This is a genomic window from Rhizobacter sp. Root1221 (assembly GCF_001425785.1).
Classification (GTDB): domain Bacteria; phylum Pseudomonadota; class Gammaproteobacteria; order Burkholderiales; family Burkholderiaceae_C; genus Rhizobacter.
The window spans coordinates 16976-32449 of the sequence record NZ_LMDI01000018.1 but is presented as its reverse complement, the minus strand read 5'-3'; the positions used below and the strand labels follow the sequence as shown (position 1 = coordinate 32449).

The window sequence follows — 15474 nt, the reverse complement described above, 5'->3', positions numbered from 1 at the left end:
TGTAGGAAGCCGGGGCGTCAGGCGTGCCGGGCAGCGCCGGTGCGCGCGAACTTGGGAACCGCCGGCGCGAATGCGACGGTGTCCTGCACGCGTTGCCACAGGGTGACGGCCTTGTCGACCCACGCGAGGTACGAGGTGTCCTGGGCGGAGTAGAACGGGATGCCGCGGGCGGCAAAACGGGCGGCGGCAGCAGCGGCGGCCACGTGCTCCGGGGTGGCGCCGTTGGCGGGTTCCACTTCGAAGACGTGCAGGGCCTTGATGCGCTGCATCGGCAGGTGGGACATCAGCTGCTGGCGCAGGGTGTCGGAATCGAGGACAGGTGAATCGTGGTCCATGTTACTTCCATGTCGGGCTGGCAAACGCACTGTAGTCGGCCGATGGCCCCCGTGCTCGGGCAATCAGCGGGGTGGATGTGGCGCAATTCACGCGCTTGGCTGCCGTCACAATTGGCAACCGATGCGCCGCAACTCCCGTCATCACTACAACGTGTACGTCGTCGAACTCGCCGACACGGTGTGGAACCACGCCCGTTTCCGAAAGGCAAACCCCGGTTACGACCTGGGCAAGCCGTTCGTCTACGTGGGAATGACCGGGCTCGACCCCGACCTGCGGTTCGACCGCCACAAGGCCGGCATCCAGGCCAACCGCTACGTGCTCGAACACGGGCTGCGGCTGCTGCCCCACCTCTACGACGTGTACAACCCGATGCCGTACCACGGCGCCTGCGAGATGGAGGTCGAACTCGGCATTGCACTGCGGGAAAAGGGCTGGGGCGTGTGGCAGGGTTGAGCAACCGGCCGCGTCCTACAACCCCTTCCGTAGCAGCCTGACAGGGCACGCCCGCCGCGGCTGTTGCAATGGCAGGACCACGTGGCGCCGCCGCCACGCCCCCTCCGAAAGGCACTGCCATGGCCAAGACCACCAACGAACGCGACCTGCTGTGGGAACTGATCGAGGACATCAAGTTCGCGATGTTCACCACCAGGCACAGCAACGGGCACCTGCATTCCCGCCCGCTCACCACGCAGAACTCCGAGCTGGACGAACACTCGAGCCTCTGGTTCTTCGTCTCGCGCCGCAGCGACACGGTGGCCGACATTGCGGCGCAACCGCAGGTCAACGTCGTCTACGCCGACCCGAGTGACGACAGCTATGTCTCGGTCTCGGGCGACGCCGCTGTGGTCGAGGACCCCGCCAAGAAAGAAGCGCTATGGACCAAGGCCACCGAGGCCTGGTTTCCCGGCGGCGTGACCGACCCCGACCTCGCGCTGCTGGAAGTGCGCATCACCCATGCCAACTACTGGGACGTGAAGGACAGCAAACTCGTGCAGTTGCTGAAGATCGCCAAGGCCGCCGTCACCGGCAAGCCGCCCACGAACCTCGGCGAACACGGCGAAGTGCGGATGAAGTGAACGCGCCTGCCATGTACTCCCGCGACCTGCCCCCGCGCGTCTCCACCGGCGTCACCGGGCTCGACGCCATCCTCGGCGGCGGGCTGGCGAGCGGCTGCGTCTACCTGGTGGAGGGCTCTCCCGGCACCGGCAAGACCACGCTCGCGCTGCAGTTCCTGCGCGCAGGGGCGGCACGTAACGAGGTGGGCCTGTACATCACGCTGTCCGAGACCGCGCCGGAGCTTCGCACCGTCGTGGCCTCGCACGGGTGGACACTCGATGGCATCGAACTGTACGAACTGATCGGCGAGCTGCGGCTGGCGCCCGATGAGAAGCAGTCGGTGCTGTTGCCGTCCGAGATCGAACTCGGCGAGACGATCAAGCGGGTGGTGGAGATCGTCGAGACCCTGAACCCGGTGCGGGTGGTGTTCGACAGCCTCTCGGAGATGCGGCTGCTGGCCGACGAACCGCTGCGCTACCGCCGCCAGATCCTCGCGCTGAAACACTTCTTCTCGCAGCGGCAGTGCACGGTGCTGCTGCTCGACGACAAAACCACCCACGAAGGGGATGCCCAGCTGCACAGCATCGCCCACGGGGTCATCAGCCTCTCGCAGAACGAGCAGGAATTCGGCATCGAACGGCGCCGCCTGAGGGTCGTCAAGATGCGGGGCATCTCGTACCAGGGCGGTTCGCACGACTTCCGGCTCACCACCGGAGGGCTGCACGTGTACCCGCGCCTCGTGGCAGCCAACCACCACCGGGATTTTGCGTCCGCCCCCAACGGCACCGGCTCGGCCGAGCTCGACACCCTGCTCGGTGGCGGGCTGTTCCCCGGCACCAACACGCTGCTCACCGGCCCGTCGGGCATTGGCAAGACCACCACGGCGGTGAGTTGCATGCTGGCCGCGCTGGCCGCCGGCATCCCGTCCAGCTACTTCCTGTTCGACGAAGGCGTGGCCACGCTGATCGAACGCAGCCGCCAGCTCGGCATGAACCTGCACCCCCACCTCGACTCAGGCTTGCTCGAGCTGGTGCAGATCGACCCCGCCGAGATGTCGCCCGGCGAGTTCGCCGCGCGGACGGTCTCCGCGGTGCAGCAGCACAAGTCGCGTTTCGTCGTGATCGACAGCCTGAACGCGTACATCCAGGCGATGCCCGGCCAGGCGTTCCTGCTGCTGCATGTGCACGAGTTGCTCACGTACCTGAACCAGCAGGGCGTGGTGACGCTGGTGCTGCTCGGACAACACGGCCTGCTGGGCGAGATCAGGACGGACGTCGATCTGAGCTACTTGAGCGACGTGATCGTGACGTTCCGGTTCTTCGAAGTGGCGGGCCGGGTGAGGTCGGCGGTGTCGTGCGTGAAGAGCCGCGTGGCGCCGCACGAACGCACGATCCGCGAGTTCCAGTTGGTGGGTGCCCAAGGGGTTCACATCAGCGAAACGCTCTACGACGTCGAAGGCATCCTCGGCGAACTGCCCTCCTGCCGCAGCGACACACCCTTGCCCAAGCGGCCCTTGACAGGGGCTGCATCACAGGCGGGCCCATGACGGATGCCGAAACACGCGTGCTGGTGCTCGCCCCGTGGGGACGGGATGCCGCGGTGATCCAGCAGGTGCTGGCCCAGGCCGGCCTCGCCACGGTCAATGTGCCCACGCCGGGCGCGCTGGTGGCCGCACTCGACGAAGGGGCGGGCACGGTGTTCATCACCGAGGAAGCCCTGACCGGCCCCGTGCTGACCGCGCTCCAGGTCTGCCTGGCTGCGCAGCCGCCGTGGTCCGACCTGCCACTCGTGGTGTTGGCGGGCAAACACGGCGGCGCAAACCCCGCGCGCGCGCGCGCGACACTCGAACAGCTGGGCAACGTCGTGCTGCTGGAACGGCCGCTACACGCGGAGAGCCTGTCGAGCGCCGCGCGGTCGGCGCTTCGGGGTCGCTACCGGCAATACGAGACCCGGCGCCACCTGGGGGAACAGCGCCTCGCGGCCACGGAAACCGCACGGCTGTCCGAGGCCGCGCGGCGTGCGAAGGAGGCCACCCGCCAGGCGACGGAGACGTTCGCATTTGCGCAGTCAGCCGCCCAGCTGGGCACGTTCCACTGCCCGGTGCCCACCACCGAGGTCGAATGGAATGCCACATGCCGCACGCACTTCTGGCTGGGCCAGGACGGGCCGGGTTCGATCAGCATCGACGACTTCCGCGCCATCGTGCACCCCGAGGACCGGCAGCGCTTGCGCAACGGCATGGACGACGCCGTCGACCGCCGCGAACCGTTCGACATCGAGTTCCGCACGGTGTCCCCCGACGGTCAATGGCGCTGGCTGCGGGCCAAGGGCATGGCCTACGGCCCGGCCGGCCAGCCGGCCACGCGGTTCGACGGCATCACGATCGACATCAGCGCGCAGAAGGCGCTGGAGGTTCAACGGGAAGAACTGTTGGCCGCGGAACGCCTGGCCCGGCGCGATGCGGAACGTGCGAGCCGCATGAAGGACGAGTTCCTCGCCACCCTCTCCCACGAGTTGCGCACGCCGCTCGCGGCCATCATCGGCTGGACCAGCGTGCTGCGGCGGTCGGCCACGAGCACCCCGGAGATCGCGCGCGCCGTCGACACCATCGAACGCAACGCGCGCACGCAGGCCCGCCTGATCGACGACCTGCTCGACATGAGCCGCATCATCTCGGGCAAGGTGCGGCTGGACGTGGACCTGCTCGACCTGGGCACGCTGACCGACACCGTGCTGGCGTCGCTCGAGCCCACGGCACAGGCCAAGCGGCTGTCGGTGGTCGTGCAGCGCAGCGGTACGGTTCCGCTCGTGCGGGGCGACGCCAACCGCCTGCAGCAGGTCGTGTGGAACCTGCTGTCGAACGCGTTCAAGTTCACGCCAGCCGATGGCCGCGTGACGGTGCGCCTGGCGGCCACGAATGACGAGGTGGCGCTGGTCGTGGAAGACAGCGGCCAGGGCATCTCCGCGGCCTTCCTGCCTTTCGTGTTCGACCGCTTCCGCCAGAGCGATGCGTCCACCACCCGGATGCACGGGGGCCTCGGGCTCGGCTTGTCCATCGTCAAGAACCTCGTCGAGCTGCACAGGGGCACGGTCGAGGCGCGCAGCGACGGGCCCGGCCGCGGGGCCTGTTTCACGATCAGGCTGCCGGCCTGTACCGGCGACCTGCTTGACAGCCCGTCCGCCACCACCGGGCCGGACGCCGTGGAAACGCCGTGTGCTGCGGCAGGCCATGACCTGTCGGGCCTGCGCATCCTGGTCGTGGACGACGAACCCGACCTCAACGAGCTGCTGCAGCACGAACTCGAGAACTGCGGGGCCGTTGTCTATGCAGTGGGGACGAGTGCCGCAGCGATCGAACTCGTGACGTCGCACCACCCTCACCTGCTGATCAGCGACATCGGCATGCCCGACGAGGACGGCTACGCGTTGCTGCGCCGCATCCGGGCGCTCGGCCCGGAGGCGGGCGGCGACATCCCCGCCATTGCCCTCACCGCGCTCGCCGGCCCGGAAGACCGGGCCCGCGCGCTCGCCAGCGGGTTTGCCACCCACATCGCCAAGCCGGTCGACATGGTGGACCTGCTCGACGAGGTGGTCGAGGTGCTCCGCAGGACCCACGCCACGGCGATCTGACCGAAAATGCAGGCTGTTCCGACACCTGCCCCTCTTGCCATGGCCTTCGCCGACAACCTGAAGCAACTCCCCCCGATCACCCACCTGGCCGGCCTGCAACTCTTCGATGCCCGCGGCCAGCTGGCGGCAACGCTCGAGAACAAGCCAGGCCAGGCAGGTTCGGTGGCCGTGTACCACGCACTGACGCAGCGCTTCGGCAGCATCAACGCCGATGCCGCCCGCGAAGGCCTCGCGCTGTACGCCGAGCACACGGCGGACGCCCGCGCGAACCCCGGCAAACACCCCAACATCGACCGCTTGCTGGCCATCGAGCGTGACGGCGGCCAGTTCGGCGTGGCGTTCCTGTCCACCTGAACCGGGTCACCGGTTCGTGATCGAAGCCCCGGGCGCCGGGGTTTCGTACGCCCTGACACACACGGGCGATGCGGGCCATGAGATAGTGGTTGCCACGGGGTGGCCCGTTGGCCATCCGGAAGGGAGGCCCCGATGCAGACGCTCGACGTGATGCTGTCGCTGAACCTGTTGACCCCCCACCAACACCGCGAAATCCGCGCGTGGACCGCGCGGGCCCGCACCCCCGAAAAGATCATGGAGATGCCGCCGCACCTGTGGCGTGCCCTCGAACTCGCCAGCGTCCTGATGGACTTCGAGGGCGAGCCCGGCACGGCGTCCTGACCCCCTCGGGCCGGTCAGACCCGGGCGGGCATCGGCATCGTGTCCCCCACGTCCGCGGGCGGCGCTGGCTGGCGGCGCTGCACGAACGTGTTGGCCACGCGCGTGGACCGCGCGAAGTACGCGATCCACAGCATCGACACGATCACCTGCCGCACGAGGGTCGCCACCGCGCCGGCCGGCAGCTGGGCCGCGGCCGCGGGGATCGCGGACGCCACCACGTGGTCCGTGATCGCCACGGCGATGCCCAGCACCGCAAAGCCGGTGAACACACGCGGCAGGCTGCTGCGCTTGCCGAAGTACAGCACCAGCACCAACACGGCGCCGGACAGCGACACGATGTTCAGCACCAGCGAGCCGGTGACCACGGCCGCCCACAGCGGGTGGTAGTCGGGGCTGCCAGCCACGGTGATCTCGTGCCACCGCGGCAGGGTGGCCGCGGGCCAGGTTTCCCACATCGCCTTGACCACGTGCACGATCGCTCCCAGCAGGCCGATCGGCAGCAGGATCAGCCAACCGCCCAGGCCCCGCGCTGCGCCCGCGCGGTCGGCGCGGACACCGGGCGCCGGGTCCCAGCCGAAGAGCCGCCAGGCGCCCACGGCGCAACCCATCAGGGCCAGCGTGATGGCCACCGCGGGCAGCCAGTGCGGTTCACCGGCCACCGGCCGCGGGTCGGCGGCCGGTGCAGGCGCGGCGGGAGCCGCCGCAGCGGCCCGGTCGGCGGGATCGTGGAACAGCGAATAGTTCATGCCCTCGCGGGCCTTCTGCAGGTTGTCGGCGTAACGTCCCACGTCGCCTGCAGCCACGTGGTCCGCCAGCGACGTGTACCGGTCCGTGAGCCGCACGGTGGCGCCCTGCCACTCCTTGAGCCGTTCGAACCGGAAGGCCGGGTCGTCCACCGCCACCCGGCCGTCCTTGCCCTGCGGACTGCCCGGCAGCATCACCTCCGTCACGTTGGTCAGCGCGGTGGGATGCGACAGCCCGAGCGGCGACTGGCGCACCAGGTCGTTGGGCCGGCGCAGCATGTCGAACACCTCCGGGCTTTCCACCGCGGCCTCCACGCGCTGCCCGGCACCGGACGGTTGCCAGAAGTCCTTGATCCGGTAGTGTTCGGTCACCGTGATGCGGTTGGCGGCCGGGTTGTCGTCCACCCCGAGCGGCGCGGTGCGTTCGATGCCGCGGTAGAACCGCGCGTAGTAGTTCACGTACTCCTGCTGCAGCGACTCGCGGCCGTCCGCCTGCAACGCGCCGCGGATGCGCTCGGCGGTGGCGCCACTGGCCACCGTGGTGACGGTGAACAGCACCGGCTGGTCGTACCCGGCCCGCGAATCGATCACGGCACGGGTGTCGCGCTGCTGCAGCTTCGCCGCGTCGCCGGCCATCGGCACGAGGCCCTGCGAACCCGGTGCCACGACCAGCGCCACGCCATGGTCGGACTGCACCACGTGGGCCAGGTCTCCTTGCTGCAGCGCGCGGGTCGGGTCGAGCCAGTAGGTCTTCCCGTCCAGGCGGGCCTGCACCAGCACGTGGTTGAACGCCCCCGGCGACGCCTGCCGGCGTTCGATGCCCCGGCCGTTCGATGTGTTCACGAGCGCCGGTGACGCCTCGATGCCCAGGCCGCGCAGCAGCGCGAGGGTCAGTTGCGTCTTGTCCTTGCAATCGCCGAAGCGGCGGCCGAGAACCACCTCCGGCGCGTTCGGCGCGTGCGATCCCACCCCCGCCTCCACCCCGAGGTACCGCACCTCCCGCTGCACGAACCGCAAGGCGGCCAGCAGGCGCTCGGCCGGTTCGGCGTGCGACGCGGCGATGCGGTCGATCTCGGCCCGCACCTTGGGGCCCGGCGTGGCGGGCAGCCGGTACAGCGGCAGCGCCCAGTCCACCACCGCGGCCCAGTCGCCGAACTCGCTCCATTGGACATGGCGGTAGGGGTCGTGCCAGCCCGGCGCATTGGATTCGACCTTCAGGCCGGCCACGGCCACGGTGTCCCAGCGGTGGTCGCGGTGGGTGCTGTCGTCGTGCACCGTGGGCGCCGGCGCCCCGTTGGACGGCCGCAGGTGCAGCGTGCGCTGGCGAGGCCACAGCAGCCGTGCGTGGACACGCGCCACCGGCACCGACCACTGCATGTCGAACCCGCCGAACTGCCGGCCGCCGAACACGGGGTTGGTGCCGCGCAAGCTGTAGGCGTACTCGACGACGTCCCCGGCCCGCACGTCGTCGAGCACCACGCTGGCAGTGCGCCGGCCATCGAACACCAGCTGCTCCATGTCGGTCTCGCGCTGCAGTATCCGCACGTGGGCGGTCCGGAGCTTGGAGATCGTGCGGTCACCGCGGTGCACGTCGATCGTGTGCAGCGTCAGCGTCTGGTACGTGGGGTCGAACCCGAACTCGAGGTTGGCGATCGACTCGACACCATTCGTGTCGAGGGCCTTCGAGACCATGTGGCGGTAGGTGACCCGGTCACCCCCGTCGACACGCACCTGCGTGTCGCTCAACAGGTACTGCACCCCGCCGGTGGCCTGCCCGGCCGACGCAGCAGGCGCGGCGGGGGCCGGCACGGACACCACCCACGCGGGCACCGGCGCCTGGCCCAACGGCGCGCGGGCGGCAAACGCCCCCGGCGCCCACCACAGGCTGCCGCACAACAGCACGGCATACCGCAAAACGCTCCACATCCAACTCCCCTTCCCCGGTTCGCAGGGCCCCTGCAGGGCGGAGCCGTGTCCAACCCATTATCTGGCGGGGCACCGAATGCGAACGAAGGAGAACGAAGGAGAACGGCCGAAGATGCGGCAAATTGCCGCACGTCGCGGGGCCCGGTCGATCCGGGCCCCGCGACATCAAGCAAGCGAAGCGAAGCGCGAGATCAAGCCACCCGCGAGGACCGGCTCCGCCGGCCGACCCGGGGTCGCCCCCCGGGGGCAGGAGGCGAAAGCCGACTGGGGGGCCTTATCTAGCCGCTTCGGGGAGCTCGATCTTGATGTCGAGCACTTCCAGGTTGTCCGTGCGTTCAAGGTTCACCCGGATGTCTTCCGGCCGGATGGACACGTACTTCGAGATCACGGCCACCAGCTCGCGCTGGAGCTGGGGCAGGTAGTCGGAAGGCCCCGATCGGCCACTGCGCTCGTGCGCGAGGATGATCTGCAAGCGTTCCTTGGCCACGCTGGCGGTCTTCTTTTTCTCCCCGAGAAGGAATGAGAGAAAGGACATCGCTTTTTACCTCCCACCGAACAGACGCTTGAAGAAGCCCGGCTTCTCGGCATCGACAAACCGCATCGGACGTTCCTCGCCGAGGAACCTCGCCACCACATCCTTGTAGGCCTCCGACACGTCCGTGCCGGCCAGGTGCACCGCGGGCAGGCCCTGGTTCGACGCATCCAGCACGGTCTCGGACTCGGGCACCACACCGATCAGCGGCGTGCGCAGGATCTCCTGGATGTCCTCGAGGGACAGCATCTGCCCGCCCACCACCCGGCTCGGGTTGTAGCGGGTGATCAGCAGGTGTTCCTTGATCGGGTCCAGGCCCTCGATGGCCCGCTTCGTCTTCGACGACAGCATGCCGAGGATGCGGTCCGAGTCGCGCACCGACGACACCTCGGGGTTCGTGACGATGAGCGCCTCGTCGGCGAAGTGCATGGCCATCAGGGCGCCGGTCTCGATGCCGGCCGGGGAGTCGCACACGATGTACGCGAACCCCATCTCGGCCAGTTCCTTGAGCACGCGTTCCACGCCGTCTTGCGTGAGGGCGTCCTTGTCACGCGTCTGCGAGGCCGCCAGCACGAACAGGTTGTCGCACTGCTTGTCCTTGATCAGCGCCTGGTTCAGGTTCGCCTCGTTGTGGATCACGTTGATCAGGTCGTACACCACGCGGCGTTCGCACCCCATGATCAGGTCGAGGTTGCGAAGACCGACGTCGAAGTCGATCACCGCGGTCTTGTGTCCGGCCAGGGCCAGCCCGGACGCAAAGCTCGCACTGGTGGTGGTCTTGCCCACGCCTCCCTTGCCGGAGGTCACCACGACGATTTTGGCCATCGGTTTGTCGATCCTTGTTGGTTGAATTCGGTTGTGGCCCGGAGGCTCAGAGCTTCAGCGCCTCGACCACGAGCCGCTCGCCGTCGAGCCGCACCTGGGCCGGCTTGCCCAGCACGTCGGCCGGGAGCGCGGTTTCGGTGGTGCGGTAGGTGCCGGCGATGGACACGAGCTGGGGCTCCATGCAGATGCTGAAGATGCGCGCGCTGCTGTCCCCCTTCGCGCCGGCGATGGCTCGGCCGCGCAGGGGGGCGTAGACGTGGATGTTGCCGTCGGCGATCACCTCGGCGCCGAAGCTGACGACGGCGAGCACCACCAGGTCGCGCCCCTTGGCATAGGCCTGCTGGCCCGACCGCAGCGGTTTGTCGACCACCAGCGCACCGGACGGGATCACCGGCCACACGGGCGGCGGCACGTCGACGACGGCGGGCACGGGGTCGGGTTCCGGTGCGGCCGCCTTCGGCGCGGGAGGCGCCACCGTGAGGGCCGGGGTGTCGCCGAGGCCGGCGGCCAGCGCCTGGGCCATCTGCTCTTCGCTGCCTCCCAGCACCCCGACGGGTTGCAGGCGGTGCTGGCGCAGCAGCGCGGCCAGCGCCTGGAAGTCGATGGCCTCGGTGGCCTCGCGCACCGCCTGGAGGTCGATCACGACCGGGTCGTGGTCGAACAACGAGGGGGTGTTGCCGAAACGTTCTTCCAGTGCGGAGGCGAGCGCCTTCACGTCGGTGGACTTCAGCACCAACGCCATCGCCGTCAACGCGGCGCTTTTCAGATCGAAGAGGGCGGACGGGGAACCGCTGGAAGGTGCAGCCATGAGGAACACGTCAAAGGGGCGAAGTGTACCGGGCCCGCGTGCCACACCCCTTCGTGGACGGGGGACTCAAGCCGCGCGGGCGAACGCGGCGGCCTCGGCCACCAGGTCGGGGTCCGGGCGCACGCCGGTGTACAGCACGAACTGTTCCAGTGCCTGCAGCGCGATCACTTCGCCGCCGGTGATGACCGGTTTGCCGGCGGCACGGGCTGCGACGATCAGCGGGGTCTCCACCGGGATGGCCACCACGTCGAACACCGTGTGGGCGCGTTCGATCAGCCCGAGGCTGAACGCCAGGTCGCCCGACTCGTCACCGCCGGTCATGCCGATCGGGGTGACGTTGACGACCAGGCCCGCCGCGAGGCCCGCCGTGTCGGGCTGCCAGCCATAGCCGTAGGTGGTGGCCAGCGCGCGGCCGGTGGCCTCGTTGCGGGCCACCACCGTGCCGGTGGTGAACCCCGCGTCGCGCAGGGCACACGTGACGGCCTTGGCCATGCCGCCGCTGCCCCGCACGGCCACACGCAGGTCGCGCGGCACCTGGTGCACGTCGAGCAGGTGGCGCACCGCGAGGTAGTCGGTGTTGTAGCCGCGCAGGAACCCGCCGTCGTTGACGATGGTGTTGACCGACTGCAACACGCCCGCCGACGGATCGAGCGCGTCCAGCAGCGGGATCACCGCCTCCTTGAACGGCATCGACACCGCACAGCCGCGGATGCCGAGCGCGCGGATGCCGCCGATGGCGGCCGGCAGGTCGGTGGTGGTGAAGGCCTTGTAGACGAAGTCGAGGTCGAGCGCGTCGTACAGGAAGTTCTGGAAGCGGGTGCCGAAGTTGCCCGGGCGGGCAGACAGCGACATGCACAGCTGGGTGGTCTTGCTGAGGGTCTTTTTCATCGTGGAGCAGGCCAGGCGGCCGGTTGGAGCGTGGCGGCGGCGGTGTCGAGCACCGCGCGCGCCGGGAGGTCGGGAGGACGTTGCTGCACCCGGCGCACGGCACAGGCGAGGCCGAACCGCGCCGCCTCGGCAAACGCGGCCCCGCCGATCAGCGCGGCCACGGTGCCGGCCACCACCGCATCCCCTGCCCCCACCGTGGTGCACACCGGCACCACGGGCACCACCGTGTGCCAGGCGGCATGGGCGGACACGGCGACGGCACCGTCGGCGCCGAGCGACACCAGCACGTGGGGCACACCGAGCGCCACCACGGCGCGCGCCGCGGCCACCACGTCGGCCAGCGTGGGCAGCGGCCGGCCGGCCAGCGCCTCGAGTTCGGTGCGGTTGGGTTTGACAAACACCGGTTGGATGGCGGTGTCCGCCAGGTGCCGCAACACGGCGCCGAGGGCTTCGCCGCCGGTGTCGATCACCAGGCGGGCGCCCCGGCCGGCGGCGGCATGGGCCAGGCGGACCAGCGTGTCCGCGCCGATGCCCGGGGGCAGGCTGCCGGTGAGCAGGCACCAGTCACCAGGCTGGAGGCGGGTGCGCAGCGTGTGCAGCAGCGCCGCTTCGGCGATGTCGCGCAGCACGGTGTCGAAGGTGATGCCGGGCAGGTCGATGGAGGTGGTCCGCTGGCGGGCCGCGTCGGTGAGCTGCAGGTTCTCGCGCGTGGCGCCGGGCACCCGTTCCATGGCGTCGACGATGCCACGCTGGGCAAGCGCCGCCTCGAAGCGGGACGCGTTGTGGGCGCCGAGCCAGCCGCAGGCGATGACGGGCACGCCGAGCGACACGAGGCCCGCCGCCACGTTGAACCCCTTGCCGCCGGCCTGGATGTGTTCGGCCGTGGCGATGTGGCTCGCCCCGGCGTCGAGGGTGTCGATCCAGAGGGTGCGGTCGATGGCCGGGTTCAGCGACACCGTGAGCGCGCGGACCGTCATTCGAGGTGGCTGATCAGGGGATTGAGACTGGGGTTCATGCGGCATTTCCGGCCCGAAGCGGCCACTCTACCCGAAGCCATCGGCGCCATCCGCGTGCCTGGTGCCGGACGCACGAGGTTACAGCGTGCACCCGAGTTGCGCCAGGGTGTTCCAAAGCGCAGACTGGTGACAGAATCGACGCCCATCCGCCCCCCCCCCACGACGCACCGGCTGGCCTCGCGACCCGAGTCCAGCCAGCGCGCGCCGCGGCCTTGCCCACACCCCCGGCATCGCGAAGTTTCCCGTATCCGCCGCGCACGCCCGCGCCGCTGCACCCTGGAGAGAACCGATGACCGACGTCAAAAAAGGCAGCCTGGAGCTGTCCCCCGCCGAAGCCGCACTGCGCGATGCCGCGCTCGAATACCACCGCAGCCCCGTGCGCGGCAAGATCGCGGTGGTGCCCACGAAGCCGCTGTCGAACCAGCGTGACCTGTCCCTCGCTTACTCGCCGGGCGTGGCCTATGCGTGCCTGGCCATCGAGCAGGACCCGTCGCTCGCCGCCGACTACACGTCGCGCGCCAACCTGGTGGGGGTGGTGACCAACGGCACCGCGGTGCTGGGCCTCGGTGACATCGGGCCGCTGGCAGGCAAGCCGGTGATGGAGGGCAAGGGCTGCCTGTTCCGCAAGTTCGCGGGCATCGACGTGTTCGACATCGAACTGGCCGAACGCGACCCCGACAAGCTCGTCGACATCATCGCGTCGCTCGAGCCCACGCTCGGCGGGGTCAACCTCGAGGACATCAAGGCCCCCGAGTGCTTCTACATCGAGCGCCAGTTGCGCGAGCGCATGAAGATTCCCGTCTTCCACGACGACCAGCACGGCACGGCCATCATCTCCAGCGCCGCATTGCTGAACGGCCTGGAACTCGTGGGCAAGGACATCGCGTCGGTCAAGGTGGCCGTGTCGGGCGCGGGTGCCGCGGCCATCGCGTGCCTCGACATGATGGTGACCCTCGGTGTGGCGCGCGAGAACGTGTTCGTCTGCGACTCGAAGGGCGTCATCCACGACCAGCGCGGTGACAAGCTCGACGCCTCGAAGCAGCGCTACGTGCAACGCACCGATGCGCGCACGCTGGCCGACGTGGTGCGAGGCGCCGACGTGTTCCTCGGCTGCTCGGCCCCCGGCGTGATGACGGTCGAGATGGTCAAGACCATGGCCGACCGCCCGCTGATCCTGGCGCTCGCGAACCCCGAGCCCGAGATCCGCCCCGAACTGGCCAAGATGGCGCGGCCCGACTGCCTCATCGCCACCGGCCGGTCGGACTACCCGAACCAGGTCAACAACGTCCTGTGTTTCCCGTACATCTTCCGCGGTGCGCTCGACTGCGGTGCCACGCGCATCACCGACGAGATGAAGGTGGCGTGCGTGCGCGAGATCGCCGCGCTGGCCAAGGCCGAGATCAGCGCCGAGGTGGCGTCCGCGTACGACGGCCGCGAACTGCGGTTCGGCCCCGACTATTTCATCCCCACGCCGTTCGACTCCCGGCTGATCCTGCGCATCGCCCCCGCCGTGGCGCTGGCCGCCGCCGAATCCGGCGTGGCCGCACGCCCCATCGCCGACATCGAGGCCTACCGCGAATCGCTCAACCGGTTCGTGACCCACACCGGCATGATCATGCAGCCGGTGTTCCGCGCGGCGCGTGCGATGCCGAAGCGGGTGGTCTACGCCGAGGGCGAGGATGAACGGGTGCTGCGCGCCGTGCAGATCGCGCTCGATGAAAAGCTCGTGCGCCCCATCCTGATCGGCCGGCCCGAGATCATCACGTCGCGCATCGAGCGCGCCGGGCTGCGCCTGCAGGCGGGCCGCGACTTCGAGCTGGTGGACCCGGCCGACGACGTGCGGTTCAAGCAGTACTGGGAGGCTTACCACCGCCTGAACGGGCGCAACGGCATCACGCCGGAAGGTGCGAAGTCCATCGTGCGCCGCTCCAACACCGTGATCGCCGCGCTGATGGTGCACCTCGGGGATGCGGACGGCATGTTGTGCGGCCTCGTGGGCCGCTACGACGCGCACTTCGAACACGTGCGCGACATCATCGGCCTGCGCAAGGGCGCCCGCACGTTCGCCGCGATGAACGCGCTGCTGCTCGACAAGTACACGCTGTTCATCGCCGACACGTTCGTCAACGACGAGCCCGATGCCGCGCAACTGGCCGACATCGCCGCGATGGCGGTCGAGGAGGTGCAGTACTTCGGCCTGCCCCCGAAGGTGGCGTTCCTGTCGCACTCGATGTACGGCAGCAGCAAGCGGGCCTCGGCGCTCAAGATGCGTGCCGCCCGCGACCTGTTCGCCGAACGTTGCCCCGACATCGAGGCCGACGGCGAGATCCACGGTGACGCCGCGCTCAGCGAGGAAATGCGGCTGAAGGCGCTGCCGTCGTCCACGCTGACCGGCTCGGCCAACGTGCTCGTGCTGCCCAATCTCGACGCCGCGAACATCCTGTTCAACGTGTTGAAGATGACCGGCGGCCAGGGCGTCACCGTGGGCCCGATCCTGCTGGGGGCCGCTGCACCGGTGCACGTGCTGACCCCGTCGTCGACGGTGCGGCGCGTGGTGAACATGACGGCGCTGGCCGTGGCGGCGGCGGGTGTGAAGCGCTGACACGGTAAGTTGCTGCGGGGCACAGCCGTGTCACCCCGGCGAAGGCCGGGGCCTCCACCCTGGCCAGGCACGCCGGCCTTGGCACTTGTCTGGCGTCGTATCGCTCGCTTCACAGCGTTGATGGGCGGCTCGGAAATTGAGTTGTCTCGTGCTCGCCAAGCGCTTGTCCTCGATGCCTGCTGGCCAAGCTTCAAGCGGAGAAAATTATTCCGGACTGTAGTGAGCGCAGGCCGGGATCTCCAGCGGTGGTCGGGAACGCTGCTGTTCCGCGAAAAGGTGGAGATCCCGGCGTTCGCCGCCCACTGCTGTCCGGGGAAAATCAACCTGAATGGCTGCGTTGCCAGCAGGCATCGATGGTGCAGCCGATTCACCGATGGGTCGACTCAATCGCAGCGTTGTCATCCCGGCGAACGCCGGGACCCACTGGACGGGCGGGC

The 15474-nt window shown here is 69.3% G+C and carries 14 protein-coding genes; 7 read left to right on the top strand and 7 right to left on the bottom strand.

Features of this window, described 5'->3' with window-relative positions:
- Nucleotides 1-17: 17 nt before the first annotated feature.
- Nucleotides 18-335, bottom strand: a complete 318-nt coding sequence (locus ASC87_RS14505; RefSeq protein WP_056663013.1) for a hypothetical protein — start codon at nt 333-335, stop codon at nt 18-20.
- Between the two features lie 121 nt (nt 336-456).
- Between ASC87_RS14505 and ASC87_RS14500 the strand changes: the two genes are divergently transcribed.
- From ASC87_RS14500 to ASC87_RS14475, 6 genes are all read left to right on the top strand, one after another.
- Nucleotides 457-789 carry a hypothetical protein gene (locus ASC87_RS14500; RefSeq protein ID WP_056663010.1) on the top strand — a complete coding sequence of 111 codons (333 nt, stop codon included), beginning with the start codon at nt 457-459 and terminating at the stop codon, nt 787-789.
- 119 nt (nt 790-908) lie between these two features.
- Nucleotides 909-1412, top strand: a complete 504-nt coding sequence (locus tag ASC87_RS14495) for a pyridoxamine 5'-phosphate oxidase family protein (RefSeq protein WP_056663006.1) — start codon at nt 909-911, stop codon at nt 1410-1412.
- An 11-nt stretch (nt 1413-1423) separates the two neighbouring features.
- Nucleotides 1424-2938: an ATPase domain-containing protein gene (locus ASC87_RS14490; protein WP_056663004.1), complete on the top strand. Its 1515-nt coding sequence runs from the start codon at nt 1424-1426 to the stop codon at nt 2936-2938.
- Nucleotides 2935-5022 carry a PAS domain-containing hybrid sensor histidine kinase/response regulator gene (locus ASC87_RS14485; protein ID WP_056663001.1) on the top strand — a complete coding sequence of 696 codons (2088 nt, stop codon included), beginning with the start codon at nt 2935-2937 and terminating at the stop codon, nt 5020-5022. Before ASC87_RS14490 ends, ASC87_RS14485 begins: the two co-directional genes overlap by 4 nt.
- 39 nt (nt 5023-5061) lie before the next feature.
- Nucleotides 5062-5376: a DUF2322 family protein gene (locus ASC87_RS14480; RefSeq protein ID WP_056662996.1), complete on the top strand. Its 315-nt coding sequence runs from the start codon at nt 5062-5064 to the stop codon at nt 5374-5376.
- 132 nt (nt 5377-5508) lie between these two features.
- Nucleotides 5509-5697 (top strand): hypothetical protein, encoded by a 189-nt coding sequence (locus ASC87_RS14475; protein WP_056662993.1) that lies wholly within the window; start codon nt 5509-5511, stop codon nt 5695-5697.
- A 14-nt stretch (nt 5698-5711) separates the two neighbouring features.
- Here ASC87_RS14475 and ASC87_RS14470 read toward each other — a convergent pair whose 3' ends face one another.
- The 6 genes from ASC87_RS14470 to ASC87_RS14445 all read right to left on the bottom strand — a co-directional run bounded on the left by ASC87_RS14470 (nt 5712) and on the right by ASC87_RS14445 (nt 12396).
- The gene (locus ASC87_RS14470; protein WP_157604049.1) at nt 5712-8366 is read right to left on the bottom strand and encodes a DUF3857 domain-containing protein; all 2655 of its coding nucleotides are present in this window, start codon (nt 8364-8366) and stop codon (nt 5712-5714) included.
- Between the two features lie 274 nt (nt 8367-8640).
- The gene (gene minE / locus ASC87_RS14465) at nt 8641-8901 is read right to left on the bottom strand and encodes a cell division topological specificity factor MinE (protein WP_056662987.1); all 261 of its coding nucleotides are present in this window, start codon (nt 8899-8901) and stop codon (nt 8641-8643) included.
- A 6-nt stretch (nt 8902-8907) separates the two neighbouring features.
- Nucleotides 8908-9723: a septum site-determining protein MinD gene (minD, locus tag ASC87_RS14460; RefSeq protein WP_056662982.1), complete on the bottom strand. Its 816-nt coding sequence runs from the start codon at nt 9721-9723 to the stop codon at nt 8908-8910.
- 46 nt (nt 9724-9769) lie between these two features.
- Nucleotides 9770-10531: a septum site-determining protein MinC gene (minC, locus tag ASC87_RS14455; RefSeq protein ID WP_056663323.1), complete on the bottom strand. Its 762-nt coding sequence runs from the start codon at nt 10529-10531 to the stop codon at nt 9770-9772.
- Nucleotides 10532-10597: 66 nt separating this feature from the next.
- Nucleotides 10598-11419 carry a shikimate 5-dehydrogenase gene (locus ASC87_RS14450; protein WP_056662979.1) on the bottom strand — a complete coding sequence of 274 codons (822 nt, stop codon included), beginning with the start codon at nt 11417-11419 and terminating at the stop codon, nt 10598-10600.
- Nucleotides 11416-12396 (bottom strand): 1-phosphofructokinase family hexose kinase, encoded by a 981-nt coding sequence (locus ASC87_RS14445; protein ID WP_056662976.1) that lies wholly within the window; start codon nt 12394-12396, stop codon nt 11416-11418. Before ASC87_RS14445 ends, ASC87_RS14450 begins: the two co-directional genes overlap by 4 nt.
- Nucleotides 12397-12724: 328 nt before the next feature.
- Between ASC87_RS14445 and ASC87_RS14440 the strand changes: the two genes are divergently transcribed.
- Complete coding sequence (locus tag ASC87_RS14440) at nt 12725-15037, top strand: NADP-dependent malic enzyme (RefSeq protein WP_056662974.1); 2313 nt, start codon at nt 12725-12727, stop codon at nt 15035-15037.
- Nucleotides 15038-15474: the final 437 nt, after the last annotated feature.